Annotated in this window: 22 protein-coding genes; 11 read left to right on the top strand and 11 right to left on the bottom strand. The window is 72.6% G+C overall.

The window, feature by feature from the left end:
- Nucleotides 1–57: 57 nt before the first annotated feature.
- Complete coding sequence (gene glgB, locus IAG43_RS22215; protein WP_246574769.1) at nt 58–2511, top strand: 1,4-alpha-glucan branching enzyme; 2454 nt, start codon at nt 58–60, stop codon at nt 2509–2511.
- Between the two features lie 50 nt (nt 2512–2561).
- Here the strand turns inward: glgB and IAG43_RS22210 are convergent, their stop codons facing one another.
- Entirely contained in the window at nt 2562–4850 is a 2289-nt protein-coding gene (locus tag IAG43_RS22210; RefSeq protein ID WP_246574500.1) for a HelD family protein, read from the bottom strand.
- Nucleotides 4851–5117: 267 nt separating this feature from the next.
- Here IAG43_RS22210 and IAG43_RS22205 point away from each other — a divergent pair, with 267 nt between their 5' ends.
- Nucleotides 5118–6557 carry a WGR domain-containing protein gene (locus tag IAG43_RS22205; protein ID WP_187742452.1) on the top strand — a complete coding sequence of 480 codons (1440 nt, stop codon included), beginning with the start codon at nt 5118–5120 and terminating at the stop codon, nt 6555–6557.
- A 44-nt stretch (nt 6558–6601) separates the two neighbouring features.
- Here the strand turns inward: IAG43_RS22205 and IAG43_RS22200 are convergent, their stop codons facing one another.
- Together IAG43_RS22200 and IAG43_RS22195 are read right to left on the bottom strand one after the other, a co-directional pair.
- Entirely contained in the window at nt 6602–6997 is a 396-nt protein-coding gene (locus IAG43_RS22200; protein WP_343075703.1) for a thioredoxin family protein, read from the bottom strand.
- Nucleotides 6997–7398 carry a MerR family transcriptional regulator gene (locus IAG43_RS22195; RefSeq protein ID WP_187742451.1) on the bottom strand — a complete coding sequence of 134 codons (402 nt, stop codon included), beginning with the start codon at nt 7396–7398 and terminating at the stop codon, nt 6997–6999. The genes IAG43_RS22200 and IAG43_RS22195 overlap by 1 nt, the downstream gene beginning before the upstream one ends.
- 190 nt (nt 7399–7588) lie before the next feature.
- On the opposite strand from IAG43_RS22195, the gene IAG43_RS22190 reads away from it, so the two are divergent.
- Nucleotides 7589–7840, top strand: coding sequence for a hypothetical protein (locus IAG43_RS22190; protein WP_187742450.1), 252 nt, complete (start codon nt 7589–7591; stop codon nt 7838–7840).
- 55 nt (nt 7841–7895) lie between these two features.
- The gene (locus tag IAG43_RS22185) at nt 7896–8219 is read left to right on the top strand and encodes a DUF6422 family protein (protein WP_187742449.1); all 324 of its coding nucleotides are present in this window, start codon (nt 7896–7898) and stop codon (nt 8217–8219) included.
- A gap of 81 nt (nt 8220–8300) precedes the next feature.
- Here the strand turns inward: IAG43_RS22185 and IAG43_RS22180 are convergent, their stop codons facing one another.
- Nucleotides 8301–9665, bottom strand: a complete 1365-nt coding sequence (locus IAG43_RS22180) for a cation:dicarboxylate symporter family transporter (protein ID WP_187742448.1) — start codon at nt 9663–9665, stop codon at nt 8301–8303.
- A gap of 128 nt (nt 9666–9793) precedes the next feature.
- Between IAG43_RS22180 and IAG43_RS22175 the strand changes: the two genes are divergently transcribed.
- The 3 genes from IAG43_RS22175 to IAG43_RS22165 all read left to right on the top strand — a co-directional run bounded on the left by IAG43_RS22175 (nt 9794) and on the right by IAG43_RS22165 (nt 13139).
- Nucleotides 9794–11656, top strand: coding sequence for a sensor histidine kinase (locus tag IAG43_RS22175; protein WP_187742447.1), 1863 nt, complete (start codon nt 9794–9796; stop codon nt 11654–11656).
- Nucleotides 11653–12333 (top strand): response regulator, encoded by a 681-nt coding sequence (locus tag IAG43_RS22170; RefSeq protein ID WP_187742446.1) that lies wholly within the window; start codon nt 11653–11655, stop codon nt 12331–12333. Before IAG43_RS22175 ends, IAG43_RS22170 begins: the two co-directional genes overlap by 4 nt.
- A gap of 128 nt (nt 12334–12461) precedes the next feature.
- Nucleotides 12462–13139, top strand: a complete 678-nt coding sequence (locus IAG43_RS22165; RefSeq protein WP_246574499.1) for a helix-turn-helix transcriptional regulator — start codon at nt 12462–12464, stop codon at nt 13137–13139.
- Between the two features lie 50 nt (nt 13140–13189).
- Here IAG43_RS22165 and IAG43_RS22160 read toward each other — a convergent pair whose 3' ends face one another.
- Nucleotides 13190–14215: an ATP-dependent 6-phosphofructokinase gene (locus tag IAG43_RS22160; protein WP_187742445.1), complete on the bottom strand. Its 1026-nt coding sequence runs from the start codon at nt 14213–14215 to the stop codon at nt 13190–13192.
- Nucleotides 14216–14489: 274 nt separating this feature from the next.
- On the opposite strand from IAG43_RS22160, the gene pta reads away from it, so the two are divergent.
- The 3 genes from pta (at nt 14490) to pyk (ending at nt 19340) form a co-directional block, all read left to right on the top strand.
- Nucleotides 14490–16613, top strand: coding sequence for a phosphate acetyltransferase (gene pta / locus IAG43_RS22155; RefSeq protein WP_187742444.1), 2124 nt, complete (start codon nt 14490–14492; stop codon nt 16611–16613).
- Nucleotides 16610–17830, top strand: a complete 1221-nt coding sequence (locus IAG43_RS22150) for an acetate kinase (RefSeq protein ID WP_187742443.1) — start codon at nt 16610–16612, stop codon at nt 17828–17830. Before pta ends, IAG43_RS22150 begins: the two co-directional genes overlap by 4 nt.
- 82 nt (nt 17831–17912) lie before the next feature.
- Nucleotides 17913–19340: a pyruvate kinase gene (pyk, locus tag IAG43_RS22145; RefSeq protein WP_187742442.1), complete on the top strand. Its 1428-nt coding sequence runs from the start codon at nt 17913–17915 to the stop codon at nt 19338–19340.
- A 186-nt stretch (nt 19341–19526) separates the two neighbouring features.
- On the opposite strand, the gene IAG43_RS22140 is transcribed toward pyk, so the two are convergent.
- The 4 genes from IAG43_RS22140 to IAG43_RS22125 all read right to left on the bottom strand — a co-directional run bounded on the left by IAG43_RS22140 (nt 19527) and on the right by IAG43_RS22125 (nt 23787).
- Entirely contained in the window at nt 19527–20780 is a 1254-nt protein-coding gene (locus IAG43_RS22140; protein WP_187742441.1) for a hypothetical protein, read from the bottom strand.
- Entirely contained in the window at nt 20770–21393 is a 624-nt protein-coding gene (locus IAG43_RS22135) for a DUF6114 domain-containing protein (protein WP_187742440.1), read from the bottom strand. The genes IAG43_RS22140 and IAG43_RS22135 overlap by 11 nt, the downstream gene beginning before the upstream one ends.
- 97 nt (nt 21394–21490) lie before the next feature.
- Entirely contained in the window at nt 21491–22135 is a 645-nt protein-coding gene (locus IAG43_RS22130) for a DUF6230 family protein (RefSeq protein ID WP_187742439.1), read from the bottom strand.
- A 683-nt stretch (nt 22136–22818) separates the two neighbouring features.
- Nucleotides 22819–23787, bottom strand: a complete 969-nt coding sequence (locus IAG43_RS22125; protein WP_187742438.1) for a tetratricopeptide repeat protein — start codon at nt 23785–23787, stop codon at nt 22819–22821.
- Between the two features lie 216 nt (nt 23788–24003).
- On the opposite strand from IAG43_RS22125, the gene IAG43_RS22120 reads away from it, so the two are divergent.
- Nucleotides 24004–24651, top strand: a complete 648-nt coding sequence (locus tag IAG43_RS22120; RefSeq protein WP_187744583.1) for a TetR/AcrR family transcriptional regulator — start codon at nt 24004–24006, stop codon at nt 24649–24651.
- A gap of 78 nt (nt 24652–24729) precedes the next feature.
- On the opposite strand, the gene icmA is transcribed toward IAG43_RS22120, so the two are convergent.
- Together icmA and IAG43_RS22110 are read right to left on the bottom strand one after the other, a co-directional pair.
- Nucleotides 24730–26430, bottom strand: a complete 1701-nt coding sequence (gene icmA / locus IAG43_RS22115; RefSeq protein ID WP_187742437.1) for a coenzyme B12-dependent isobutyryl-CoA mutase large subunit — start codon at nt 26428–26430, stop codon at nt 24730–24732.
- A gap of 90 nt (nt 26431–26520) precedes the next feature.
- Nucleotides 26521–26853, bottom strand: coding sequence for a DUF3817 domain-containing protein (locus IAG43_RS22110; RefSeq protein ID WP_187742436.1), 333 nt, complete (start codon nt 26851–26853; stop codon nt 26521–26523).
- Between the last annotated feature and the right edge of the window lie 68 nt (nt 26854–26921).

Below are 26921 nucleotides of genomic sequence, written 5' to 3'. Positions count from 1 at the left end.
ACGGAGCCCTCCGCCCTGCCCGCGCAGGGGCGGCTCGACGACGCCGTGCCCGCCGCGATGGCGGGCGCCGGTGCCGGCACCGCCCGCCCGGCGTCCCGTCCGGCGTCCGGCGCGCGCGCCGCAGAGCCGGCCGGGGCCCCGGCCAGCGGCGGGCGGCGGACGGCCGCGGGCGGCACCGGGGCGCCCCGCGCCACGGGCTCCGGCGGCGGGCGCCGCCCGCGGGCGGCCGGCGGCTCGGGAGCGGAGTCCGGCGGCCCGGCCGCGGACTCCGGCCCCCGGAACACCGCCGCCCCCGCACCCCGTCCCGGCGGGCTCCGCCCCGCGGCCGGCCTCGGCGACGAGGACCGCGGGCGGCTGCTGAGCGGCGGCCACCACGACCCCCACGCGCTGCTCGGCGCCCACCCCGTCCGCGGAGGCGTCCAGCTGCGGGTGCTGCGCCCTCACGCCACCGCGGTGACGATCCTGGCCAAGGGCCTGCGCACCGAACTCCACGACGACGGGGACGGTCTGTTCTCGGGCGTGCTGCCGATGCGCACCATGCCCGAGTACCGCCTGCTGATCACCTACCCCGACCACCCCGAGGGCTACGAGACCGACGACCCGTACCGCTTCCTGCCCTCCCTCGGCGACCTCGACCTCCACCTGATCGGCGAGGGCCGGCACGAGGAGCTGTGGAACGCGCTCGGCGCACACCCCTGCACCCACCAGGGCGTCACGGGCACCCGGTTCACCGTGTGGGCGCCGAACGCCCGCGGCGTGCGGGTCGTCGGCGACTTCAACTACTGGGACGGCACCGGGTTCCCGATGCGTTCGCTCGGGTCGACCGGCGTCTGGGAGCTGTTCCTGCCGGGGGTCGGCGACGGCGCGCTCTACAAGTTCGAGATCATGCGCCCCGACGGCTCGCACACGCTGCGGGCCGACCCGATGGCGCGGCGCACCGAGGTGCCGCCGTCCAACGCCTCGGTGGTGACCCGCTCGCACCACACATGGACGGACCAGGAGTGGATGGCGCACCGCGCCGACCGGCCGGTCCACGAGGCGCCGCTGTCCGTCTACGAGGTGCACCTGGCCTCCTGGCGCCCCGGGCTGACCTACCGGCAGCTCGCCGAGCAGCTGCCCCGGTACGTCAAGGACCTCGGCTTCACCCATGTCGAGTTCATGCCGGTGGCCGAGCACCCGTTCGGCGGGTCCTGGGGCTACCAGGTGACCGGCTTCTACGCGCCGACCTCCCGCATGGGCACCCCGGACGACTTCCGCTTCCTCGTCGACAGCCTCCACCGGGCGGGCATCGGCGTGCTGGTCGACTGGGTGCCGGCGCACTTCCCCCGCGACGACTGGGCGCTGGCCGAGTTCGACGGCCGCCCGCTGTACGAGCACGGCGACCCGTCCCGGGCGGCCCACCCCGACTGGGGGACGCTGGAGTTCGACTACGGGCGCAAGGAGGTGCGGAACTTCCTCGTCGCCAACGCGGTCTACTGGTGCGAGGAGTTCCACATCGACGGCCTGCGGGTGGACGCCGTCGCCTCGATGCTCTACCTGGACTACTCCCGCGAGGACGGCCAGTGGTCGCCGAACGAGCACGGCGGCCGGGAGAACCTCGACGCGGTGGCCTTCCTCCAGGAGATGAACGCCACGGTCTACCGGCGCTGCCCCGGCGTGGTCACCATCGCCGAGGAGTCGACGGCCTGGGACGGCGTCACCCGCGCCACCCACCACATCGGCCCCGGCGGCTTCGGCGGTCTCGGCTTCGGCCTGAAGTGGAACATGGGCTGGATGCACGACTCGCTCGGGTACATCCAGCACGAGCCCGTGCACCGCAAGTTCCACCACAACGAGATGACGTTCTCGATGGTGTACGCCTACAGCGAGAACTACGTGCTGCCGATCTCGCACGACGAGGTGGTGCACGGCAAGCGGGCCCTGGTCAGCAAGATGCCCGGCGACTGGTGGCAGCAGCGCGCCGACCACCGCGCCTACCTCGGCTTCATGTGGGCCCACCCGGGCAAGCAACTGCTCTTCATGGGGCAGGAGTTCGCCCAGGGAGCCGAGTGGTCGGAGGGCCACGGCCCGGACTGGTGGCTGCTCGACCCCTCGTACGCGGCCGAGCCCGACCACCGCGGCGTGCGGGACCTGGTGCGGGAGCTCAACACGGTGTACGGGAGCGCCCCGGCGCTGTGGCAGCAGGACACCGTGCCGGACGGCTTCGACTGGGTGGACGGCGGCGCGGCCGAGGACAACGTCCTCGCCTTCCTGCGCTTCGACCGCGACGGCGAGCCGCTGCTGGCCGTCAGCAACTTCTCCCCCGTCGTCCGCCACGGCTTCCGGCTCGGCGTGCCCGGCTCGGTGCCGGTGTGGGCGGAGGTGCTCAACACCGACGAGGAGCGGTTCGGCGGTTCGGGCGTGGTCAACGCGGACCCGGTGAAGACGGAGCAGGCCGAGTCGCACGGCCGCCGGACGTCCGTGGTGCTGACGCTGCCGCCGCTGGCGACCATCTGGCTGCGCCCGGCCTGACGGCCCGGCCCGGGGGCGGCCCGCCCCGGCGGCGGCCGCCCCCGCCGCGGTCACCGCACCCGGACCACGCCGAGGCGCTGCGTCGCCCGGGTGTACGCGACGTACAGGTCGTTCACGCCGTACGGGGAGCCGTCGCGGATGGCCTCCGGCTCCACCACGACGACGGTGTCGAACTCCAGCCCCTTCGCCGCCTTCGGGTCGAGGAGCACGACGGGCCGGGTCAGGTCCGGGTCCCGGCCCGTCCCCGCGTCCGGCAGCCGGGCGGCGAGCTCCCGGTGCAGCGCCGCGGGGGCGATCACGGCGGTGCGCCCCTCGCGGGGCGCGCCGGCGACCCGGCCCGCCACGGCGGCGGCGAGTTCCTCCCGCGCGACGGACGCCTCCCAGGGGCGCACCCCGGTGGAGCGCACCGAGCGGGGCGGCTCGAAGGAGGGGTCGGCGGCCCGGCGCACCCCGGCGGCGAGCTCCATGATCTCGGCGGGCGTCCGGTAGTTGACGCCGAGCCGGGTGTGCTCCCAGCGGTCGCCGACGTACGGTTCGAGGATCTCCTGCCACGATCCGCAGCCCGCCTCGTCGCCGGTCTGCGCGGGGTCGCCGACCAGGGTCATCGACCGGGTCGGGCAGCGGCGCATCAGCAGCCGCCACGCCATCGCGGACAGCTCCTGCGCCTCGTCGACGATGATGTGCCCGAAGGCCCAGGTGCGGTCGGCCGCGGCGCGTTCGGCGGCCGTGCGGTGGTCGGCCTCCTCGTGCCGTTCGGCCATCCGCTCGGCGTCGATGACGTCGTGGGCCGCCAGGACCTCGGACTCCTCGTCCTCGAACTCGTACGTCTCGGAACCGTGGGAGAGCTCCAGCACGCCCTGGGCGTAGGCGATGCGGTCCTGGCGCTCCGCCTCGGCCGCGGCGCGGGCCGCGCTGTCGTCGGTGCCGAGGAGTTCGGCGGCCTCGTCCAGCAGCGGCACGTCGGCGGGGGTCCACGGGCCGCCGTCGCGGCGCACGGCGTCGGCGTCGGCGGCGTCCAGGTACTCCTCCGGTCCGGCGAGCAGGTCGGCGACGAGCCGTTCGGGGGTGAGCGGGGGCCACAGCGCGTCGATGGCGGCGTGCACCTCGGCGCTGGTGGCGATCTCCTTGCCGAGCTGGGCGATGTCGTCGGGGCCGAGCAGGTTCTCCCCTCCGTACGGGTCGGCGCCGAGCCGGTCGGCGAGCTGGGCGGTGAGGGCGTCGATGACGCGGAAGGCGAAGTGCGGTCGGGCCAGGTTGTGCGGCAGCCCGGTGGAGCGGGCCCGGTCGCGGGCCTCGTGCGCCATCTCGCGGTCCAGCAGCAGCGTCCCGTAGCCCTCGTGGTCGATCTCCAGCGCGGGTTCGGGGACCTCGCCGTGGTCCTCGCCGCTGGTGGCGGGCACGGTGTCGGGCAGGGTCTGCCGGGCGGCCACCGCGCGGGCGAGGACCCCGGCCATCGAGGCCCGCCCCTTGACCGCGGCGGCGCGGGGCGTGTCGGTTCCGTCGGCGCGGACGCCGGGGAAGAGTTCGCCCATGCTCGACAGCAGGACGCCGGTCTCGCCGAGCGACGGCAGCACCTCGCCGATGTAGCCGAGGAAGGCCGGGTTCGGGCCGACGATCAGCACCGCCCGCCGGGACAGCTGCTCGCGGTGCTCGTAGAGCAGGTACGCGGCGCGGTGCAGCGCGACGGCGGTCTTGCCCGTGCCCGGGCCGCCCTCGACGACGAGCACGCCGTGCCGGGGCGCGCGGATGACACGGTCCTGCTCGGCCTGGATGGTCTGCACGATGTCGGTCATGCGGCCGGTGCGCGCCGAGGCGAGCGCGGCCAGGAGCACCTCGTCGGCGTCGCGGGACTCGTGGCCGGTGCGGGTCGGGTCGGTCAGGTCGAGGATCTCGTCGTGCAGCGCGGTGACGGTCCGGTCCTTGGTCCTGATGTGCCGGCGGCGTACGAGGCCCATCGGCTCGAATCCGGTGGCGAGGTAGAAGGGGCGGGCGACGGGAGCGCGCCAGTCGATGAGCAGCGGAGTGCGATCGGCGTCGTCGCGGCGCATTCCGACCCGGCCGATGTGGCGGGTCGTGCCGTCCTTCCGGTCGATTCGGCCGAAGCAGAGTCCGTCGTCGACGGCGTTGAGGGCGTTCAGGTGGGCAAGGTGTTCCGCGACGCCGATGTCGCGCTCGACTCGGGCCTGGCGACCTGTCGTGACCTGGGCGGCGGTCGCGTTGACGGCGTTCTCGGCCTGCTCCCGGAGCGCGTCGAGGCGCTCGTGGAGCCGGTCGACGAATTGCTGTTCGTTCCGCAATTCCTCGGTTGACAATTCAGCTCCTGACGCGATATGGTTCATCCAGTGAAGTTCCCTTCGTAAATTCTCGGCGCACAGTTCTCCGCGAAATGACGAACGAGGAACCATCAAATATACGCAGGTATTACCCCCGGCCGTCAATTCGGTTCCGGGGGATTTTTCGTGATCCCCGGGAAGCCCGGCGGCGCACCGGGCAGGCGGGGGCCGGACGCGCCTGCCTGCCGGCGTGTCAGTGGTGCCCCTTAGCGTTCTCCTCAGTGGGAACGGGCCGGAGACGGACGGCTGTTCCGTCTTGGGGAGGGGTCTGCCATGTCCGGTACGACGACGTATCTCGAGCTGTCGCAGGACGACGGCGGGGCGCACAAGTTCTACGAGGTGACGGTGGAGGGGACGGCCGTCTCGGTGCGGTACGGGCGCATCGGCGCGGCCGGCCAGCTCCAGTCCTCCTCGTTCCCCACCGCGGAGAAGGCGCAGGCCGCCGCGGCGCGGAAGATCGGCGAGAAGGTGCGCAAGGGGTACGCCCCGGCGGTGCGGGGGCAGCGCGCGGCGCGTCCCGTGACCCGCCGCCAGGTGACCTCCGCGCCGTCCACCGCCCGCTCCACCGCCCCCGTGCTGTGGCGTTTCCGCACCGGCTCCGCCGCCTTCGGCATCCACATCGACGAGGACCGCTGCTGGGTGGGGAACCAGGCGGGAGACGTCTTCACGCTCAGCCACGGCGGCGACGTGCTCGCCCGCTACTCCCTGCCGGACGGCGTCAAGTGCCTCGTGGCGGACGACTTCTGGATCTACGCGGGCTGCGACGACGGCACGGTGTACGACCTCTCGTCGAAACTGCCCTTCGCCGCCTACGACATCGCGGCCGACGTCGACATCTTCTGGCTCGACATCCGCGAGGGCGTGCTCAACGTCTCGGACGCCGACGGCGGCCTCACCGTCATCGACCACGAGGACGAGTACCAGTGGGCCCGCCGGTCCGCGGGCGGCCAGGCGTGGATGGTGCGCGCCGACGACCGGGGCGTCTACCACGGCCACCAGAGCGGTGTGACGGCCTACGCACCCGACGGGAGCGGGGAGCTGTGGCACACCCGCACCACGGGCGGGGTGCTCTTCGGCTGGCAGGAGGACGACGCCGTCTACGCGGGCACCGCGCGCCACGTGGTGCAGCGGCTCTCCAAGGCGACGGGCGCGGTGGAGGCGACGTACCGCTGCGACACCGCCGTCTACTCCTGCGCCACCTCCCCCGACGGCCGGCACGTCTTCGCCGGGGACTCGGCCTCGTCCGTCTACTGCTTCGACACCGACGGCACCCGCCTGTGGAAGCTGCGCACGGGCGGCGGCTCCGCGCTGTCCATGCAGTACCACGACGAGAAGCTGTACATGGTCACCACCGACGGCTCCCTGGTCTGCGTGGACGCGAGCGAGACCGCGGTCACCGCCGCCCAGCAGGGCTCCGTCCCCGTCGCGAGGGACGTCAAGTCGGCCGCCGCGCTGCCGACCTACACCCCGGCGGTCTCGGCCGCCTCGGTGGCCACGGTCTCCGAGGCCCCGGCGGGCGGCGTGGTCGTCGAGTGCGTCGGCAGCGGGGGCCGGGTGCGGGTGCACGTGGTGTCGGAGGGCTACGACCGCTCCTGGTACGTGCAGTTCCCGCGCGGCATACGCGAGGCCGGCGCCCGGTACGTGGTGGACTCCCTGCACCCCGCGCAGGCCGGCTTCTACCGGGTCCGCGGCGAGATCAGGCGCCTGGTCTGAGCCGGAGCGTGCGCCGGCCCCGCGCGGGACCGGCGCACGGGCGCTCAGCTGCCGAGGACTCCGGCCAGTTCCTGGAGCAGCTTGCGCTTGGGCCGGGCGCCGGTCAGGGAGAGCACCGGCTCGCCGCCGTCGAACACCAGCAGCGTCGGCAGCGACAGGACGCCGTAGCGGGCCGCCGTCTCCGGATTGGTGTCCGCGTCGATCTCCACCACCTTCAGCCGGTCCGCGTGCTCGGCCGCCACGGCTTTCAGCACGGGGGCGATCTGACGGCACGGCCCGCACCAGGCGGCGGAGAACTCCACCAGGACCGGCTGCCCGGCCGCGAGGACCTGGGCGCCGAAGTCCGCGTCCGTCACCGCGGTGACGCCTCCTGCACTGATGCCCGTACCGAAGTCGGTACTGATGCCCGCACTGATGTCCGTACCGATGTCCGTACTGATCACTGGTCGACCTCCGAGAATTCGCAGTGGGGTTCCGGGCCCCGGGGCAGCTGCGCCTCGGCCCGCAGCAGCGACACCGCGACCTGCGCCCGCACGGTGGCGAGCTGCTCGATCAGGGCGTCCAGCTCCGTGAGCTTGGCCCGGTAGACGGCGAGCGAGGCGGGGCAGGAGTCGCCCTCCGGGTGCCCGGCCCGCAGGCATTCGACGAACGGCCGGGTCTCCTCCAGGCCGAAGCCGAAGTCCTGCAGTGTCCGGATCTGGTGCAGCAGCCGCAGGTCGTCCTCGTCGTACGTCCGGTAGCCGTTCACCGCGCGCCGCGCGGGGAGCAGCCCCCGGGCCTCGTAGTAGCGCAGGGCCCGGGTCGTGGTCCCGGCCCGTTCCGCAAGCTCGCCGATTCGCATGCCGCGACGGTATTCCTTGACGTCGGCGTCAAGGCAAGGCTGGCGGCACCGGCTTGCCCTGCGCGTGCGCGCGTCTCGCGCGAGACTGGAGGTGGGTGGAACAGGCCCGGTCCCCACCGGCGGTGGCGAAACCGCTGACGCGCCGTTCGCCGAGGACGTGCCGGGCGATGTCCCGGACATGGAGGCGGTCATGACGGAGCGACGCGAGCGGGTGGGCACGGTGCCGGAGGAGTTCGGCGGACTGGTGAGGGAGTTCCGCGGTCTGCTCGGCAGATATCCGGGAGCGGCCGGGGTCTTCTCGCTCGCCTACCATCCCGACGGTCTCGGTGGGACGCCGCCGGAACCGGGCACGGTGACGACGGCGGGCATCACCCAGCCCGTCTTCGAGTGCACGGAGATCGAGCCCGGGCTGATGGAGTGCCCGCGCGTCGACGAGCAGTGACCGTGCACGGACGAGAGCGTCCCCCGCGCCGGGGGGCGCCCGAGGAGGTTTCACCATGTCCTACCCGCCCGACGGCCTCACCGACGAGCAGCGGCGCGCCCTCGCGGAGGCGGCCCGGCTGGTCGGCCGGGCGCGAACCGAAGCCGCCGGCCTGCTCACCCGGGTCGGACTGGATCCGGATGCCGCGCCCCTCGGAGCCCTGGAGTTCTGCACCGAAGTGGTGTCGCAGGGCCCGCCGCAGCGGACCTGTGGATGTCCGGCCTTCCGGGGCGACAGCGACTTCTGCTTCAGCAGGTACCTGGACTACAAGGCGGACACGGGCGACGGGCCGGTGGTCCGCACCTGCGGGCACCCGCTGAAGAGCCACGAATCGCTCTGACGCGTCCCGGCGACCCGCATGGCGCGCGCAGGCCCCCGGTGTGCGGACACCGGGGGCCTGCGCGGAGCGGGCGGGGAGGGGTCAGACCTTGGCCGGCTCCCGCTGGTCGTCACGCGGCTCGGGGAGTGCGGCGGTCTCCTCGGCGGGGGCGTGGTCGTCGAGCAGGGTGGCCTCGTCGAAGGGCGCCTTGCCCGCCAGGACGAGGTCGACGCGCTCCTTGTCGATCTCCTTGGTCCAGGTGCCGACGAGGACGGTGGCGACCGCGTTGCCGGCGAAGTTCGTCAGGGCGCGCGCCTCGCTCATGAAGCGGTCGATGCCGACGATCAGGCCGACGCCGTCGACGAGTTCGGGGCGGTGCGACTGGAGACCGCCGGCGAGCGTCGCGAGTCCCGCGCCGGTGACACCGGCGGCGCCCTTCGAGGCGATGATCATGAAGACCAGGAGCGAGATCTGCTCCCCCGCGCTCAGCGGGTCGCCGGTGGCGTTGGCGATGAACAGCGAGGCCATCGTCAGGTAGATGGCGGTGCCGTCCAGGTTGAAGGAGTAGCCGGTGGGCACGGTGATGCCGACCACGGGCTTGCTGACGCCCATGTGCTCCATCTTCGCGATCAGCCGCGGCAGGGCCGACTCGGACGACGACGTCGAGACGATCAGCAGGAACTCGCGGCCCAGGTACTTCAGCAGCGCGAAGAGGTTCACCCCGGCGACGAGGCGCAGCAGCAGCCCGAGGATCACGAAGACGAACAGCGCACAGGTGACGTAGAAGCCGATCATGATGACCGCCAGCGACTTCAGCGCGTCGAGCCCGGTCTCGCCGACGACCGCCGCGATGGCGCCGAAGGCACCGATCGGCGCCGCCCACATGATCATGGCGAGGATGCGGAAGACCAGGCGCTGGATGTGGCCGATGCCGCGCAGCACCGGCTCGCCCGCGGAGCCCATCGCCTGGAGCGCGAAGCCGGCGAGCAGGGCCACCAGCAGGGTCTGGAGCACCTCGCCCTCGGTGAACGCGGAGACCAGGGTCGTCGGGATGATGCCGAGGAGGAAGTCCGCGGTGCTCTCGCCCGTGCCCTCCGCCTGGGCGGCACCCGCCTCCCGGGTCGCCTCCGTGATGTGCAGGCTGGAGCCGGGCTCCAGCAGGTTGCCGACGAGGAGGCCGATGGCCAGGGCGACGGTCGACATCACCAGGAAGTAGCCGAGGGCGAGACCGCCGACGGCACCGACCTTGGCGGCCTTCCGCACCGAACCGATGCCCAGCACGATGGTGCAGAAGATCACCGGCGAGATCATCATCTTGATGAGGTTCACGAAGCCCGTGCCGATGGGCTTCAGCTCGACAGCGACCCCGGGGGCGGCGAACCCCACGGCGATACCGAGCGCGACCGCGGCGATGACCGCGATGTAGAGATAGTGGGTACGGTCCCGCCTGCCGTTGGCTGTGGCCACGGGGTCCTCCTCGTCGAGTGTGCGCGTCCATGTCCCGATGGATCCCCGCGACTATCCACCAGCGCTGTGACACCGGTCACCGTTGCGTTCGTTTCGTTCACACAAATCCGGCCAGGCAGACTGAACGCATGCGCCTCCCCCGTCCCCGCAGCCTCGCGGGCCAGCTCTTCGCCATGCAGGTCGTGCTGGTCGCCGCGATCGTGGCGGGCTGCGCGCTCTTCGCCTACGTCACGGACCAGTCCCAGGCCGAGGAGTCGGCCCGGCTGCAGACCACGGCCACCGCGGCCGCCGCCGCCCGCTCCCCCTCGGTCGCCGAGGCCGTGCGGTCCGCGGACCCGTCGGCGGTGCTCCAGCCCTACGCCGAGGCGCTGCGCAAGGACGCCGGCATGGACTTCGTCGTGATCATGGACCCGGAGGGGCGGCGGTGGACCCATCCGACGCCGGAGCGGATAGGGGAGACGTATCTCGGCCACATCGGGCCGGCCCAGCGCGGCGGGGTGCTGAGCGAGCAGTTCGAGGGCACCCTCGGGCTCTCGGTGCGCACGGTGGCCCCCGTCCTCGACGGCGGGAGGGTCGTCGCCATCGTGAGCGCGGGCATCACCGTCGAGGAGATCACCCAGCAGGTGCGGGAGCAGGTCACGGCCCTGCTCGTCGCCGCGGGCGCGGCCCTGGCCCTCGGCGGCGCGGGCACCTACGTGATCAACGCCCGCCTGCGCCGCCACACCCACGGCATGAACGCCGCCGAGCTGGGCCGGATGCACGACTTCCACCAGGCCGCGCTGCACGCCGTGCGGGAGGGGCTGGTGATGCTGGACGGCCGCCGGCGGATCGCGCTGGCGAACGACGGGGCACGGGAGCTGCTCGGTCTCGGCGACGACGCGGTGGGCCGCCCCGTGGCGGACCTCGGACTGCCCGCGCCGCTGACGGGGGCGCTGCTCGCCTCCGAGCCGCGGGTGGACGAGGTGCATCTGACCGCCGACCGGGTCGTCGTGGTGAACACCCGGCCGGTGGTCGGCGGCGAGCAGCGCGGCACCGTGGTCACCCTGCGGGACCACACCGAGCTCCAGGCGCTCTCCGGCGAGCTGGACTCGGAGCGCGGTTTCACCCAGGCGCTGCGTTCGCAGGCCCACGAGGCGGCGAACCGGCTGCACACCGTGGTCTCCCTGATCGAACTCGGGCGCGCGGACGAGGCGGTCGACTTCGCCACGGCGGAGCTGGAGCTGGCGCAGGTGCTGACGGACCGCGTGGTGGGGGCCGTGGGCGAACCCGTGCTCGCCGCGCTGCTGCTCGGCAAGACGGCCCAGGCCAACGAGCGGGGCGTGGAGCTGGTGCTGACCGAGGACAGCCGCATCGACGACCACGTCCTGCCGCACACCCTGCCGCCCCGGGACCTGGTCACCATCCTCGGCAACCTGATCGACAACGCCGTGGACGCGGCCGGCGGCGTCCCCTCCCCCGCGGCCCCGGAGCCCGGCCCGCCCGGGCCCGCGCACACCGTCCACGCCCCCACCGGACAGGCGCCCGCCGCGCACGCCCCCGCTGACCCGGCGCCCGCACCCGCCGGCCCCGGGTCCGGGGCGGCTCCCGGGCGGGGCGCGGCCCGCCCCGCCGGCGCGCCGGATGTGGCGCCGCCCGCGCGGGTCCCGGCGCAGGGTGCGCCCGGGGGCGCCGGTGCTCCGCCGCCCGGCGGCACGCGGGCGCGGGTCACCGTGACGCTGCGGGCCGGGGAGGACGAACTGCTCGTCCGGGTCGCCGACAGCGGCCCCGGGGTGTCGCCCGACCGGGCGGAGGACGTCTTCCGGCGCGGCTGGTCCACGCACGGTCCGGGCCGCGGGATCGGACTGGCCCTGGTGCGGCAGGCGGTGCGCCGCGGCCGCGGGACGGTGGACGTGGGGCGCGGCACGGACGGCGGGGCCGAGTTCACGGTCCGGCTGCCGCTGATCACCGCCGGGAGACCGGCGCCGGAGCAGCCGACGGAGTCGCGCGCATGACCATCAGGGTTCTGGTCGTCGAGGACGACCCCGTCGCCGCCGACGCCCACGCCCTCTACGTGGGCAGGGTCGCCGGGTTCGCCGTCGTCGGCGTCGCCCACTCACGGGCGGAGGCCGTCCGGGCGCTGGAACGCACGGAGGTGGACCTGCTCCTGCTCGACCTCTACCTGCCCGACGGGCACGGTCTGCACCTGGTGCGGTCGCTGCGCGCGGCCGGGCACTCGGCCGACGTGATCGCCGTGACGTCCGCCCGGGACCTGGCGATCGTCCGGGAGGGCGTGTCGCTGGGCGTCGTGCAGTACGTGCTGAAGCCCTTCACCTTCGCGACGCTCCGCGACCGGCTGGACCGCTACGCGGAGTTCCGGGCGGCCGCCGGGGAGGCGAGCGGGCAGGACGAGGTCGACCGGGCGCTCGCCGCGCTGCGCGCCCCGCGCACCGGGACGACGCTGCCCAAGGGCCTGAGCGGGCCCACCCTGGAGGCGGTCACCCGGACCCTGCGCGAGTCGCCGCAGGGCCTGACCGCGACGGAGGCCGCCGCGTCGGTCGGGATCTCGCGCATCACGGCCCGGCGCTATCTGGAGCACCTGGTCACCGCGGGCCGGGCGGACCGGGCGCCGCAGTACGGACAGGTGGGCCGTCCGGAGCTCCAGTACCGCTGGCTGAGCTCGCGGCGCTGACCTGGGGGCGTTCCGGCTACCACCGGGTAGCCGGAACGCCGGGAGCCCGGTTGGGACCTTCCGACAAGCTGTGGCTTGGGGCGAACGCACCGTAGTCGCCGCCGGTGGCCCGCCCGTACGGTGTGCGCGTGCACCAGCCCTCCTCCCCGCCCTTCGACTCCCTCGCCGCCCGCCGTCTGCGCGAAGCCCTGGGCATGGCTCCCGGTCATGTCTCCTACGGGCTGCGGGCCCAGTACGGCCTGACGGTCACCCCCGACACCGTGGTCGCCTGGGAGCGGGGCACCGCGACACCCGGCACCCGCGAACTCACCGCCCTGGCAGGTGTGCTGTGGTGCTCGCCCGCCGAACTGCTGGCCGGCGCGACCACCTTGCGGGAGCACCGCATCGCCCGCGGCTGGACCTCCGAGGACCTGGCACGCCGGATCGGCCTGGACGCCGGAGCGTACGCCCGGATGGAGGAATCCCGCCGCTGGCGCGGCGGCGAACGCCAGACCGCCGCCCTCGCCGAGGCGCTGGAACTGTCCCCCCGCGACCTGCTGGCCGTCACCGGCCGGGACCGGGAACTCGCCGACCTGCTGCGCGGCGCGGTCGGCGCGCGGTGGCAGGCGTACGTCCGCCCGGTCGCGCGGATGGTGCCGATGGAACGCGCCCGGCTCGAAGCCGTGCTCCAGCGGCTGCACTCCGACTACCAGTCACGGACGGTGGCGACGCTCAGCTGGGGTGACGCCTCGGAGGACACGGGCGGCCCGGGGCGCGACTTCCTGGACCGGATACTGGAGCACTTCTGGGCCCTGGCGCGCGACTGAACCACGGCGCCCCGCGGGCCCCGCCCGGCCCGGTCCGCCGGGCGCGGCCGTCAGAAGACGGACTCCGCCTCGAACATGCGGTCCTCGGGCACCGTCTTCAGCCGGGTGACCGCCTCGGCCAGCGGCACCATCACGACCTCGGTGCCGCGCAGCGCGGTCATCATGCCGAACTCGCCCCGGTGCGCGGCCTCGACGGCGTACCAGCCGAAACGGGTGGCGAGGACGCGGTCGTACGCGGTCGGCGTGCCGCCGCGCTGCACATGGCCGAGGATGACGGGCTTGGCCTCCTTGCCCAGCCGCCGTTCCAGTTCGGCGGCGAGCCGGTTGCCGATGCCCTGGAAGCGCTCGTGGCCGAACTGGTCGATCTCGCCCTTCTCGTAGGCCATCGACCCCTCGGCGGGATGCGCGCCCTCGGCGACGCAGACGACGGCGAACTTCTTGCCCCGGGCGAACCGCTCCTCGACCATCTTGACCAGGTCGTCGACCTGGAAGGGCCGCTCGGGCAGGCAGATGCCGTGGGCTCCGCCGGCCATGCCGGACTCCAGCGCGATCCAGCCGGCGTGCCGCCCCATCACCTCGACGACCATCACCCGCTGGTGCGACTCGGCGGTGGTCTTCAGCCGGTCGATGGCCTCGGTGGCGACCATCACGGCGGTGTCGAAGCCGAAGGTGCGGTCGGTGGCGTGGATGTCGTTGTCGATGGTCTTGGGGACGCCGACCACGGGCATCCCGGCGTCGGCGAGCATCCGGGACGCCGTGAGGGTGCCCTCGCCGCCGATCGGGATGAGCACGTCGATGCCGTAGCGCTTCGCCAACTCCGGCGCGTTCTCGGCCGCTTCGCGCAGCCGGCCGCGCTCCAGACGGGTGGAGCCGAGGATCGTGCCGCCGCGGGCGAGGATGCCTCCCACCGCGTTCAGGTCGAGGGGGCGGTAGTGGCCGTCGAGCAGGCCCCGGAAGCCGTCCTCGAAGCCGATGACCTCGTCGCCGTGCCCGGTCAGGGCCCGGTGCACGACCGAGCGGATCACTGCGTTCAGCCCCGGGCAGTCGCCGCCTGCGGTGAGAATGCCGATGCGCATCGTGCTGTCTCTCCTGCTCCTCGCCGAACGTGTGAGCCGGTCCGATTCTCCCACGTGCCCGCCGCGGGCCGCCTCTCCCACGCGCCCGCCGCGGGCCGCTCCGCGGGGGGCCCGGGTGCGCTTCTGCCCGGGGGGCGCTCTATCTACACGCGAGGGTATTGTCAAGAGGGCGAGGCCGCCCCGGGGTGGTTTCCGCGCGTCCGGCCCCCGCCGACCGGCGGGGACGGGCACCGTGGCGCACGACCGACGACGACACAGGGACGGGAGAGCACGCGTGACGCGGAGCGTGTACGTGACCGGGATCGACCGCGGCGACGGCCGCCAGGTGGTCGAGCTGGGGGTCATGGAACTGCTGACCCGGCAGGTCGACCGGGTGGGCGTCTTCCGTCCGCTCGTCCACGAGGGCCCCGACCGCCTCTTCGAGCTGCTCCGGGCCCGTTACCGGCTCTCCCAGGACCCGTCCGCGGTCTACGGCATGGACTACCACGAGGCGGCCACCCTCCAGGCCGAACAGGGCACCGACGAACTGGTGTCCCGGCTCGTCGAGCGCTTCCTGTCGGTGGCCCGGGAGTACGAGGTGGTGCTGGTCCTCGGCACGGACTACGCCGCCACCCAGCTCCCCGACGAACTGGCCCTCAACGCCCGGCTGGCGAACGAGTTCGGCGCCTCGCTGATCGCCGTCGTCGGCGGGAGGGGCCAGACGGCGGAGTCCGTGCGCGCCGAGGCCCGCAACGCCTACCGCGCCTACGAGGCGCTGGGCTGCAACGTCCTCGCCATGGTCGCCAACAGGGTGGCCCCCGAGGAGCGGGACCGGATCGCCGAGCGCCTCGCCGCCCGCCTGCCGGTCCCCTGCTACGTGCTGCCCGACGAGCCCGCCCTCGCCGCCCCCACGGTCGCCCAGATCACCCACGCCCTCGGCGGCACGGTGCTGCTCGGCGACGACTCGGGCCTGGCCCGCGACGCGCTGGACTTCGTCTTCGGCGGCGCGATGCTGCCGAACTTCCTGCCCGCGCTGACCCCCGGCTGCATGGTGGTGACCCCGGGCGACCGGGCCGACCTCGTCGTCGGCTCGCTCGCCGCGCACTCCGCCGGCACCCCGCCCATCGCCGGGGTGCTGCTCACCCTGAACGAGCGGCCGAGCCAGGAGGTCCTCACCCTCGCCGCCCGCCTCGCGCCGGGCACGCCCGTGATCTCGGTCGAGGGCAACAGCTTCCCCACCGCCGCCGAGCTCTTCGGCCTGGAAGGCAAGCTCAACGCCTCCACGCCGCGCAAGGCGGAGACCGCGCTCGGCCTCTTCGAGCGCCATGTGGACACCGCCGACCTGCTGGACCGGCTCGCGGTGGCCCGCAGCGGGCGGGTGACACCGATGATGTTCGAGCACGAACTGCTGGAGCAGGCCAGGGCCGAGCGGCGCCGGGTGGTCCTCCCGGAGGGCACCGAGGAGCGCGTCCTGCGCGCCGCGGACGTGCTGATCCGCCGCGACGTGTGCGACCTGACCCTGCTCGGCGACGTCGACCTGATCCGCAAGAAGGCGGCCGACCTCGGCGTGGACCTGTCGTCGGCGCAGCTGATCGACCCCGCGACGTCCGAGCTGCGCCAGGACTTCGCGGAGCGGTACGCGACGCTGCGGGCCCACAAGGGCGTCTCGGTGGAGCTCGCCCACGACGTGGTCACCGACGTCAACTACTTCGGCACCCTGATGGTGGCCCAGGGGCTCGCCGACGGCATGGTGTCGGGGTCGGTCCACTCGACGGCCGCCACCATCAGGCCGGCGTTCGAGATCATCAAGGCCGGGCCGGCGGGCGCGGCGGGAGCGAAGGCCGCGGGCGCGGCGTCGATCGTCTCCTCCGTCTTCTTCATGTGCCTGGCCGACCGGGTGCTGGTCTACGGGGACTGCGCGGTCAACCCCGACCCGGACGCCGGGCAGCTCGCGGACATCGCGATCCAGTCGGCGGCGACCGCTGCCCGCTTCGGTGTGGAGCCGCGCATCGCGATGCTGTCGTACTCCACCGGCACCTCCGGCTCCGGCGCGGACGTCGACAAGGTGCGCGAGGCGACCAAGCTCGTGCGGGCGTCCCGCCCCGATCTGCTGATCGAGGGACCGATCCAGTACGACGCGGCCGTGGACCCGTCGGTGGCGGCCACCAAGCTGCCCGGCTCGGAGGTCGCCGGCCGGGCGACGGTGCTGATCTTCCCGGACCTGAACACCGGCAACAACACCTACAAGGCCGTGCAGCGTTCGGCCGGTGCGGTGGCCGTCGGCCCGGTGCTCCAGGGTCTGCGCAAACCGGTGAACGACCTGTCCCGCGGCGCGCTCGTGGGCGACATCGTCAACACCGTCGCGATCACCGCGATCCAGTCCCAGGTCCCGTCCGACGCCCAGGAGTTCTCCGCATGACGGCCACCCGCGTCCTCGTCCTCAACTCCGGTTCGTCGTCGCTGAAGTACCAGCTGCTCGACATGCGCGACGCCTCGCGGCTGGCGACCGGGCTGGTCGAGCGGATCGGGGAGGCCACGTCCCGGCTGGTCCACACACCGCTCGCCGCCGGAGCCGGGCCGCGCGAGCGGACCGGGCCGATCGCCGACCACGACGCCGCGCTCAAGGCCGTGGCGGACGAGCTGGCGCACGACGGACTCGGCCTTGACTCCCCCGAACTGGCCGCGATCGGGCACCGGGTGGTGCACGGCGGGCTGCGCTTCACCGAGCCGACGGTGGTCACGGACGAGGTGCTCACCGAGATCGAACGGCTGATCCCGGTCGCCCCGCTGCACAACCCGGCGAACCTCACGGGCATCCGCACGGCACGGGCGCTGCGGCCCGAGCTGCCGCAGGTGGCCGTCTTCGACACCGCCTTCCACACGACGATGCCGGAGGCCGCGGCCCGCTACGCCATCGACGTGGAGACCGCCGACGCGCACCGCATCCGGCGCTACGGCTTCCACGGCACCTCGCACGCCTACGTGTCGCGCCGGGCGGCGCGGCTGCTCGGCAGGGACCCGTCGGAGGTGAACGTCATCGTGCTGCACCTCGGCAACGGGGCGTCCGCCTCGGCGGTGTCGGGCGGGCGGTGCGTGGAGACCTCGATGGGCCTCACCCCCTTGGAAGGGCTGGTGATGGGTACCCGCTCCGGCGACGTCGATCCGGCCGTCACCTTCCACCTGATGCGGGTGGCGGGCATGTCGGCCGACGAGGTCGACGTCCTGCTGAACAAGCGGAGCGGACTGGTGGGACTGTGCGGCGACAACGACATGCGGGAGATCCGCCGGCGCGTCGACGAGGGCGACGAGCGGGCGGCGCTGGCGTTCGACGTCTACGTCCACCGGCTGAAGAAGTACATCGGGGCCTACTACGCCGTGCTCGGCAGGGTGGACGCGGTGGTGTTCACGGCCGGCGTCGGCGAGAACGCGGCACCGGTGCGCAGCGCGGCGCTCGCCGGGCTGGAGGGGCTGGGACTGGCCGTCGACGCGGAGCTCAACGCCGTGCGCTCCGCAGAGGCCCGCCTGATCTCCCCCGCCGGCTCCCGGGTCGCGGTGGCGGTCGTGCCCACCGACGAGGAACTGGAGATCGCCCGCCAGACCCATGAATTGGTGGAAAAGGCGAACGCCCGGAAGTGAACGCCTGAGCGGGCGGGCGCCCATTTGTACATTCCACCAGACGGAATATTCCGCAGGGAAACAAACCGATAGGATCCGCCTTATGCGCCGTTCCAAAATCGTTTGCACACTGGGCCCCGCCGTCGACTCCTACGAGCAGCTGAAAGCGCTCATCGAGGCCGGCATGAACGTGGCCCGTTTCAACATGAGCCACGGGTCCCACCAGGAGCACGAGGAGCGGTACCACCGCGTGCGCCAGGCGTCCGAGGACACCGGCCGCGCCGTGGGCGTCCTGGCCGACCTCCAGGGCCCCAAGATCCGGCTGGAGACCTTCGCCGAGGGCCCGGTCGAGCTGGTCCGCGGCGACGAGTTCGTCATCACGACCGAGGACGTGCCCGGCGACAAGTCGATCTGCGGGACGACCTACAAGGGCCTGCCCGGGGACGTCTCCAAGGGCGACCAGGTCCTGATCAACGACGGCAACGTCGAGCTGCGGGTGGTCGAGGTCGAGGGCCCCCGGGTGAAGACCATCGTGGTCGAGGGCGGTGTCATCTCCGACCACAAGGGCATCAACCTGCCCGGTGCCGCGGTCAACGTGCCCGCGCTGTCCGAGAAGGACGTCGACGACCTCCGCTTCGCCCTCCGCATGGGCTGCGACCTGGTCGCCCTCTCCTTCGTCCGCGACGCCGACGACGTCAAGGACGTCCACAAGGTGATGGACGAGGTGGGCATCCGCGTCCCCGTCATCGCCAAGGTGGAGAAGCCGCAGGCCGTCGAGAACATGCAGGACGTCGTGATGGCGTTCGACGGCGTGATGGTGGCCCGCGGCGACCTGGCGGTCGAGTACCCGCTGGAGAAGGTCCCGATGGTGCAGAAGCGCCTCATCGAGATGTGCCGCCGCAACGCCAAGCCGGTGATCGTCGCGACCCAGATGATGGAGTCGATGATCACCAACTCCCGTCCCACCCGCGCCGAGGCGTCCGACGTCGCCAACGCGATCCTGGACGGCGCGGACGCGGTCATGCTCTCCGCCGAGTCCTCCGTGGGCGCCTACCCCATCGAGACGGTCAAGACGATGTCGAAGATCGTCACGGCCGCCGAGGAGGAGCTGCTCTCCAAGGGCCTCCAGCCGCTGGTGCCCGGCAAGAAGCCGCGCACGCAGGGCGGTTCGGTGGCCCGCGCGGCCGCCGAGATCGCGGACTTCCTCGACGGCAAGGCGCTGATCGCCTTCACCAAGTCCGGCGACACCGCCCGCCGGCTGTCGCGCTACCGCGCGCAGCAGCCGATCCTGGCGTTCACCACGGACGCCGCCACCCGCAGCCAGCTCGCGCTGAGCTGGGGCGTCGAGTCCTTCGTGGTCCCCCACGTCGACAACACCGACGCGATGGTGGACCTGGTCGACGCGGAGCTGCTGAAGCTCCAGCGGTACAACCAGGGCGACACCATGATCATCACGGCCGGTTCCCCTCCGGGCGTCCCCGGCAGCACCAACATGGTCCGGGTGCACCACCTCGGCGGCGACAAGGCCTGACGGCCCGCCCGCGGCACCTGTCCCGGCGCACCGCGCCGGGACAGGTGCCGCCGCGCGTCCGGGACGCCGGCACGGAAAGAGGCCGTGGGCCGCACCCCCCTGAACGGGTGCGGCCCACGGCCTCTTTCCGCGGCTCCCGGTGGTCCGGGGCGACGGCCCGCGCGGGGCCGCCGGCCGGTCCTGCCTCTACTTCTCGATGTAGTTGTGCAGGCCGGGCACCGTCAGCGTGCCGCCGAACTGGCCGGCCTGACGGACGGTGACGTTCGTGAACATCGCGAACGGCACGTTCAGCGGCGGAGGGCTGTCCGGGCTGAAGGTGATCGGGATGATGCCGAAGAGGTTGCCCTTCAGCTCCTCCGTGTACATCGTGACCGTGCCGTTCTTGATGGTCGAGGTCGATCCGGAACGGGCCTCCACGTGCATGGTGGTGCCGTTCGGACCCTGCACGATCTGGTGCAGGTCCTTGATGTCCACGCCGTCGGCGGTGAACTTCAGGGCCTTCTTGATCTGCCCGCCCTCCGTCTTCACCTCGACGATGCCGTGGTAGTCGAGCCCGGTGAGGGTGAGCATGGAGCTCTCGAGGATCCACGGCTCGTTCGGGAGCAGCGGGACGCCCGGCTCCAGTTCGGCTGCCGCCAGTGCCTCGGGGTCGGCCGTCGGGCACGGGAAGCGGGGCTTCGCGCCCTCCGGTATGTCCTCGTCCTTCTTGGGCTCCAGGCCCTTGGCGTCCTCGTCCAGCTCCTCGACCGTGGCGCCGGCCTTGTCGGCGGCGTCCTCGATCGCCTCCCTGGTCGCGTCGGCCGGGTCCGCGGGCTTCTCGGACGGCTGCTCCGAAGGCTTCTGGGACGGCTGCTCCACCGGCTCGGAGGGCTCCTCGGAGGGCGTGGCGCTCTCCGACGGGGCCGGGGTCGCCTCGGGCTCCTTCTCCTTGCCGATGCCCTCGAAGAAGTCCTTGATGGCGTCGCCGACGCCCAGCGGGTCCAGCGGGTTCCTGGTCTCGCTCGGGGCGGGCTCGGGCTCCGGCGCCTTCTCCTCCTGCGCGGCGTCCGCACCGGGGCTCGCGGACGGCTTCGGCTCCTCGTCGTCCGCGCCGGCCGATCCGCTCGGCGCGGGCTCGGGCTCGGCGGTGACCGACGGGGACGGTGTCGGCTTCGCGCTCTCGGTGGGCTTCGGCGACTCCTCCTCCACCGGCTCGTCCGAGCGGGTCACGCACGGACCGGGGGCGAAGGGGATCTCCTTGTCGTCGGCCAGGGCCAGCTTCGGGGTGAGGCCCATGCCGACGAAGACGGCGGTGGGCATCGCGGCCAGGGCGACGGCCTTCGTCGCGGGCAGGTGAAGCTTGGTCAGCAGCGACTTCCGCGGGGCGGCGTGGCGCGGCCCTCTTCTCTCGCGGATCTCACCGCCGTCAGCCGCGCTCGGCTGCAGTTCGTCACCCCGCACTGTTCCTCCCGCCGTCGGCGTGGGCAGTCGTTTCGGTCAGGTTCGGGTCGTACACGTCGTCGGCGCGCGGTGCCGGCACGGTCGGCTCGTCCGTGCGGTGCGGCTCGTCCATGCGGTGCGGCTCGTCCATGCGGTGCGGCTCGTCCATCCGGTCCGTGGCGGCCGTCTGCTCGACGGCGGCCGCCTTGCCGGCCGTCTCGGAGGCCGCCTTGCCCGGAGCCCAGGAGATGGCGAGGGCGCCGCCCAGCAGGGCGCACAGGAAACCGATCAGAAAGCCGCCGATGTTGGCCACCGGGATGGAGATCAGGGCGAGGACGATCGCGGCGATGCCCGAGAAGACCCGGACAGGCGCCTGGAACCACATGGTGAGGCCGAGCGTGACCAGGAGGACGCCGATGATGAGGGACCCGGCGCCGGCCGTGGTGGCCATCGCGAGGGTGATGTTGCCGAGGCGGAGGTCCGCGTACGGCAGGTAGGCGATCGGCAGCCCGCCCAGCATGGTGAACAGACCCGCCCAGAACGGCCGCTGCCCCCGCCAGGTGCGGAAACTCCGCCGGAATACGCGCAGGAAGTGCTCGTCCCGCCCCTGTGCTGCTGAAGTCTCGGCGCTCATGGAAAAAGCTCCCTGATGCTGGTGGTGCGATGTGAAAGGGGACGGGCGGGCGGAACCACGGGGTCCACCCGCCCGTTCCCAACAGGGGCGTCAGCCCTTAAAAGCACTCCTTGACGCCCTTGTGGAGCTTCAGCGACAGGCCGCTGAGCTTGAAGGTGCCGGCGGTGGTCGCCCACGCCTTCTGCTCGACGCCGGTCAGCTTCGCGGTGTCGGCACGCTGACCGAAACCGTACGGGTTGGCCTTGGTGCCGGGCTGGATGCCCGGGTCGCCGTCCTTCTTGGCCAGCGAGCCGGCGGCCACACCGATGTCGATGTTGCCGAACTCGGCGTCCGCCTTGAGCTCGGAGACGTCCAGGTACAGGTTGGACGCCTCGACCGGCTTCTTCGGGTCCGTACCGGCACGCAGCTCAAGGCTGACGTTGCCGATGAACGGGACCTCGGGCGTGACGACCGACTGGCACATGTTCGTGATGGTGGCGCTCTTGAAGCCGGACACGGCCACCGGAGCGGCGAAGTCCTTGCCGTCCAGGGTCTTGCCGGACGCGACGCTGCCGTACTGCACGAAGTTGGTACCGGCCAGGCTGTCCGCCTTGACCTTGAATTCCTGGCCGGAAATGCTGAAGGACGCGGCGAGCGCACCCTGGGCCAGGCCGATGCCTATCGCGGCCGTCGCGGCCACACTCGGCACCATGACAAGGGCGAACCGCTTCCATCTGGTTCCGCCACGAGCCACAGACTCCATGACTTTCCTCCTTCTCGGACGTACATCTCCGGTCCGGACCGTCGGCCCGTCCTGGGATGGGAGAAGTGCTACGTCCTCGGGAAGGAGAGCGCCCGTGCCCTTCCCGACGCAACGCGTCCGGAACACCGGCGATCACCCCCGAGCGACAACCACTGGCCGCACTCTCGCGCAACCGGTCGGACAGGCCCTGCCGTTCGGCAGGAACCCCCCTGTCCGCGGCCGGCGCCACTGCCGCCGACCGGCCCGGTGGGGACCCAACGGACCGCGGCACGACTGGGAGCCGGGCTGGTGCGGTATTGGACCGAGCGTCGCCGATCGTTGTCCATTACCCGCCCGGGCACAAGGGGGTTCGTTACTCGCTAGTAACGGCCTGATAACCACGCCGCGACTGACTGACGCCGAGCGTGCACACAGGGTGGCGCTTTGTGATGAACCACAAAGGCGGAAAGCCGTCGATAACCGGACAGAGGTGTCGAGTTGGAGTACTTGCAGTAACAGGCGTCCTGATTGCCAAGTTTTGGTAAAGCAACCTCGCGTTTTGTCACCGTGTCGCCAAAACGGCGGTGGTACCGGCCCGGTACCACCGCCGCAAAACCGTCAGAACCGCCCGCACGGGACGCCGTTGTCAGAACTGCTGTCAACGTGACGCCAACGAGGTGTCCACGGTCCGGACGGAGGGCGTCTCAGAACAGGACCCTCGCCAGCGCCTGGCGTGCGGCCGTCACCCGCGGGTCGTCGGAGCCGACGACCTCGAAGAGTTCGAGCAGCCGCACCCGCGCCGCGTCCCGGTCGGCTCCGGCCGTGCGCCGCACGGTCTCCACCAGCCGGCCGAAGGCGTCCTCCACATGGCCTCCGACGAGATCGAGGTCCGCGGCGGCGATCTGCGCGGTGACGTCCGCCGGGCTGTCGGCGGCGGCCTTGCGCACGGCCCCGGCGTCCATGCCCGCGACCCGGCCCAGCAGTTCGGCCTGGGCGAGGCCCAGCTCCGCCTCGGTGTTGCCCGGGTCGTCCGCGAGGACGTTCCGGTAGGCCTGGACGGCACCGTCGAAGTCCCCGGCGTCCAGGGCGTCCATGGCGGCGCCCAGCAGGCCGTCGTGCGGGCCCGCGACCGGGGCCTCGTCCTGCGGCGCGGCGCCCCCGTCGGCGTCGACGGCGAGCCCGGTCAGCCCGAAGCGCTCCTCGGCCACCTGCACCAGCTGGTCCAGCGTCTGGCGGATCTGCGCCTCGGGGGCGGCACCCTGGAAGAGCGGGAGCGCCTGGCCGGCCACGACGGCGAAAACGGCCGGAATGCCCTGCACACCGAACTGCTGCATCAGCATCTGGTTGGCGTCCACGTCGATCTTGGCGAGGACGAAGCGCCCGTTGTACTCGTGGGCCAGACGGTCGAGCAGCGGGCTGAGCTGCTTGCAGGGCTCGCACCACTCGGCCCAGAAGTCGATGACGACCGGGACTTCGGTGGAGCGCTGCAGGACGTCGCGCTCGAAGCCCGCCTCGTCGGTGTCGATCACCAGGCTCGCGGGCGACACGGCTCCGCCGCCGCCCTGCCGGGCGGCCTCGGCGCGGGCCTGCTCGGCCTTGGCCTTGGCCTCGCCGGCCGCCTTCACCGCGGCGAGGTCGACGACGCCGCTCATGGACATGTTCCTTGGCTGCATGCGTACATCCTCCCCCTTCCGCGCGCACATGTGAAAAGCCGGATGCGGGATCCGGCGGTCCGGCGCCGGGTCCCCACCTCGGCGCCTTGTGGTCGTCGCTCGGTCCGGCCGGTTCGGCCGGGCTTTCGCTACGGGTCGTAGCGTATCTCCCCGGGGCCCGGCACGTGTGAGATTTCCCCGGTGAACTGCCTCACAGGGATGCGCCTACCGGCCGGTATGGTCTCGGGCATGCCCCGCAGCACCTGCCCCGAACCGCCGCGCAAGGGTCGTACCGGCCGGCCCCGCAGCGCCGAGGCGGACGCCGCGATCCTCCGTGCCACCCGGGCGTCGCTGGTGGACCTGGGCTTCTCGAAGCTGACCATGGCCGACGTCGCCGCCCGCGCGGGCGTCGCCAAGACCACCCTGTACCGCCGCTGGGCCAACAAGAACGAACTGGTCGTCGACGCCGTCGCGGTCCTCTTCGACGAACTCGAACTCCCCGACCGGGGCAGCCTGGCGTCCGACGTCGAGGGCGTGGTCCTCCAGTTCGCCACCCTGCTCGAACAGCCGGAGACCAAGACGGCGCTGATGGGCGTCGTCGCGGAGTCCACCTGCGACGACGCGCTGCGCGCACGGATCCGCTCGGCGATCGTCGAGCGGCAGAAGCGGCTGGTGGTCGACGGGCGCAGGCGCGCCCAGGAGCGGGGCGAGCTGCCCCGCGAGGAGGATCCGCGGGCCGCCGACCGCAACACGGACCTGGTGTTCGACGTGGTCGCGGGAGCCGTGGTGCACCGGGTGCTGGTGAGCGCGGAGCCGGTGGACGAGGAGTGGGCACGCCGCTTCACCCTGCTGCTGCTCTCCGGCATCGGCGCGCTCTCCGGCTGACCGCGGACGGGCCGGGGCCCCGAACGGCGCGAGCGCCCGCCCGGGCAGGACCCGGGCGGGCGCTCGCGGCAGCGGTGGTCAGAAGCCCGCGGGCTCCGTGTAGACGCCCCACTCGTCCCGCAGGACGCCGCAGATCTCGCCGAGCGTCGCCTCGGCGCGGACCGCCTCCAGCATCGGCCCGATCATGTTGGAGCCGTCGCGCGCCGCGGCCAGCATCGCGTCCAGCGCGGACCGCACGCGCGCGTCGTCGCGCCCCGCCTTGCGGTCGCCGAGCACCCGCACCTGCTCGCGCTCGACCTCGTGGCTGACGCGCAGGATCTCCAGGTCGCCGGTGACGGAACCGGTGGCGGTGTTGACGCCCACGACCTTCTTCTCGCCCTTCTCCAGCGCCTGCTGGTACCGGAAGGCGCTCTCGGCGATCTCGCCGGTGAACCAGCCGTCCTCGATGCCGCGCAGGATGCCGGAGGTGACCGGACCGATCGGGTGCTTCCCGTCCGGGTGGGCGCGCAGCCCGCGCTCCTTGATCCGGTCGAAGATCTTCTCGGCGTCCGCCTCGATGCGGTCGGTGAGCTGCTCCACGTACCAGGAACCGCCCAGCGGGTCCGCCACGTTGGCCACGCCCGTCTCCTCCATCAGCACCTGCTGGGTGCGCAGGGCGATCTCGGCGGCCTGCTCGGAGGGGAGCGCCAGGGTCTCGTCCAGGGCGTTGGTGTGGAGGGAGTTGGTGCCGCCGAGGACCGCGGAGAGCGCCTCGACCGCGGTGCGCACCACGTTGTTGTAGGGCTGCTGGGCGGTGAGGGAGACACCGGCGGTCTGGGTGTGGAAGCGGAGCCACTGCGCCTTGTCGGTCTTCGCCCCGTAGACCTCCTTCATCCAGCGCGCCCAGATCCGGCGCGCGGCGCGGAACTTGGCGATCTCCTCGAAGAAGTCGAGGTGGGCGTCGAAGAAGAAGGAGAGCCCGGGGGCGAAGGTGTCGACGTCCAGACCGCGGGAGAGCCCGAGCTCGACGTAGCCGAAGCCGTCGGCGAGCGTGTACGCGAGCTCCTGCGCGGCCGTCGCCCCGGCCTCGCGGATGTGGTAGCCGGAGACCGAGAGCGGCTTGTACGCGGGGATGCCCTGCGCGCAGTGCTCCATCAGGTCGCCGATCAGGCGCAGGTGCGGCTCGGGCTGGAAGAGCCACTCCTTCTGCGCGATGTACTCCTTGAAGATGTCGGTCTGGAGGGTGCCGTTGAGCACGGCGGGGTCGACGCCCTGCCGCTCGGCGGCGACCAGGTACATGCAGAAGACGGGGACGGCCGGACCGGAGATGGTCATGGAGGTCGTGACGTCGCCGAGGGGGATGTCCTTGAAGAGGACCTCCATGTCCGCGGCGGAGTCGATGGCGACGCCGCAGTGGCCGACCTCGCCGAGCGCGCGCGGGTCGTCGGAGTCGCGGCCCATGAGGGTGGGCATGTCGAAGGCGACCGAGAGCCCGCCGCCGCCGGCGGCGAGGATCATCTTGTAGCGCTCGTTGGTCTGCTCGGCGTTGCCGAAGCCGGCGAACTGGCGGATCGTCCACGTCCGGCCCCGGTAGCCGGTGGCGTGCAGGCCACGGGTGTACGGGTACTCGCCGGGCCAGCCGATGCGCTCGAAGCCCTCGTAGTGGTCCCCGGGGCGCGGGCCGTAGACCGGCTCCACCTCGTCCCCGGAGAGCGTGGTGAAGTCGGCGTCCCGCTTGCGGGCCTTGTCGTAACGGGCCTGCCAGCGTCGGCGGCCTTCCTCGATCGCGTCAGCGTCCATGCTCCGAATTTACTAGGACGTCCTAGTATCTGTCGACGGCAGCGCGCCGCGAGCCGTGCCCGCGGCGCTGTGGAGCCGGATTCCCGGGTGCTACGCCTCGGCCCGGGCGGGGGCGGCCGTGCCGCCCCCGATCAGGGCGCGGGCCTCGCGGGAGACCTTGGGCTCCACGAAGAAGGAGGCGAACGGGATGCAGCCGGCGGCCAGCACCCACAGCAGCTTCCCGAACGGCCACTTCGCCTTCGAGCCGAGGTCGAAGGCGAAGATCACGTAGACGATGAACAGCACACCGTGGATCTGCGAGATCAGCATGGTGTCGCCGGTGTCGAACCCGTACTTCAGGACGATGGCGCCCGTGAACACGAGCAGCCAGACGGCGGTGATGTACGCCATCACGCGGTACCGGGTCAGCACATTCGCTTTCATGGCACCGAGCGTAACCGGGCGCGGAGGGCGATCTTCGAGGGGGTGTCCGGCCGGGCCGGGGCCCGGCG

The organism is Streptomyces genisteinicus, from assembly GCF_014489615.1.
Lineage (GTDB): Bacteria > Actinomycetota > Actinomycetes > Streptomycetales > Streptomycetaceae > Streptomyces > Streptomyces genisteinicus.
The sequence above is the reverse complement of the archived record's forward strand: the minus strand, read 5'-3'. Positions and strand labels throughout refer to the sequence as shown.

Coding starts and splice junctions, on each gene's coding strand:
- IAG43_RS22185 (WP_187742449.1), top strand. CDS start 7,896: ATGTCCTACCCGCCCGACGGCCTCACCGACGAGCAGCGGCGCGCCCTC.
- IAG43_RS22205 (WP_187742452.1), top strand. CDS start 5,118: ATGTCCGGTACGACGACGTATCTCGAGCTGTCGCAGGACGACGGCGGG.
- IAG43_RS22190 (WP_187742450.1), top strand. CDS start 7,589: ATGACGGAGCGACGCGAGCGGGTGGGCACGGTGCCGGAGGAGTTCGGC.
- IAG43_RS22125 (WP_187742438.1), bottom strand. CDS start 23,787: ATGCAGCCAAGGAACATGTCCATGAGCGGCGTCGTCGACCTCGCCGCG.
- IAG43_RS22150 (WP_187742443.1), top strand. CDS start 16,610: ATGACGGCCACCCGCGTCCTCGTCCTCAACTCCGGTTCGTCGTCGCTG.
- icmA (WP_187742437.1), bottom strand. CDS start 26,430: ATGGACGCTGACGCGATCGAGGAAGGCCGCCGACGCTGGCAGGCCCGT.
- IAG43_RS22175 (WP_187742447.1), top strand. CDS start 9,794: ATGCGCCTCCCCCGTCCCCGCAGCCTCGCGGGCCAGCTCTTCGCCATG.
- IAG43_RS22135 (WP_187742440.1), bottom strand. CDS start 21,393: ATGAGCGCCGAGACTTCAGCAGCACAGGGGCGGGACGAGCACTTCCTG.
- IAG43_RS22210 (WP_246574500.1), bottom strand. CDS start 4,850: ATGAACCATATCGCGTCAGGAGCTGAATTGTCAACCGAGGAATTGCGG.
- IAG43_RS22120 (WP_187744583.1), top strand. CDS start 24,004: ATGGTCTCGGGCATGCCCCGCAGCACCTGCCCCGAACCGCCGCGCAAG.
- pyk (WP_187742442.1), top strand. CDS start 17,913: ATGCGCCGTTCCAAAATCGTTTGCACACTGGGCCCCGCCGTCGACTCC.
- IAG43_RS22170 (WP_187742446.1), top strand. CDS start 11,653: ATGACCATCAGGGTTCTGGTCGTCGAGGACGACCCCGTCGCCGCCGAC.
- IAG43_RS22110 (WP_187742436.1), bottom strand. CDS start 26,853: ATGAAAGCGAATGTGCTGACCCGGTACCGCGTGATGGCGTACATCACC.
- IAG43_RS22130 (WP_187742439.1), bottom strand. CDS start 22,135: ATGGAGTCTGTGGCTCGTGGCGGAACCAGATGGAAGCGGTTCGCCCTT.
- glgB (WP_246574769.1), top strand. CDS start 58: ATGGCGGGCGCCGGTGCCGGCACCGCCCGCCCGGCGTCCCGTCCGGCG.
- IAG43_RS22160 (WP_187742445.1), bottom strand. CDS start 14,215: ATGCGCATCGGCATTCTCACCGCAGGCGGCGACTGCCCGGGGCTGAAC.
- IAG43_RS22195 (WP_187742451.1), bottom strand. CDS start 7,398: ATGCGAATCGGCGAGCTTGCGGAACGGGCCGGGACCACGACCCGGGCC.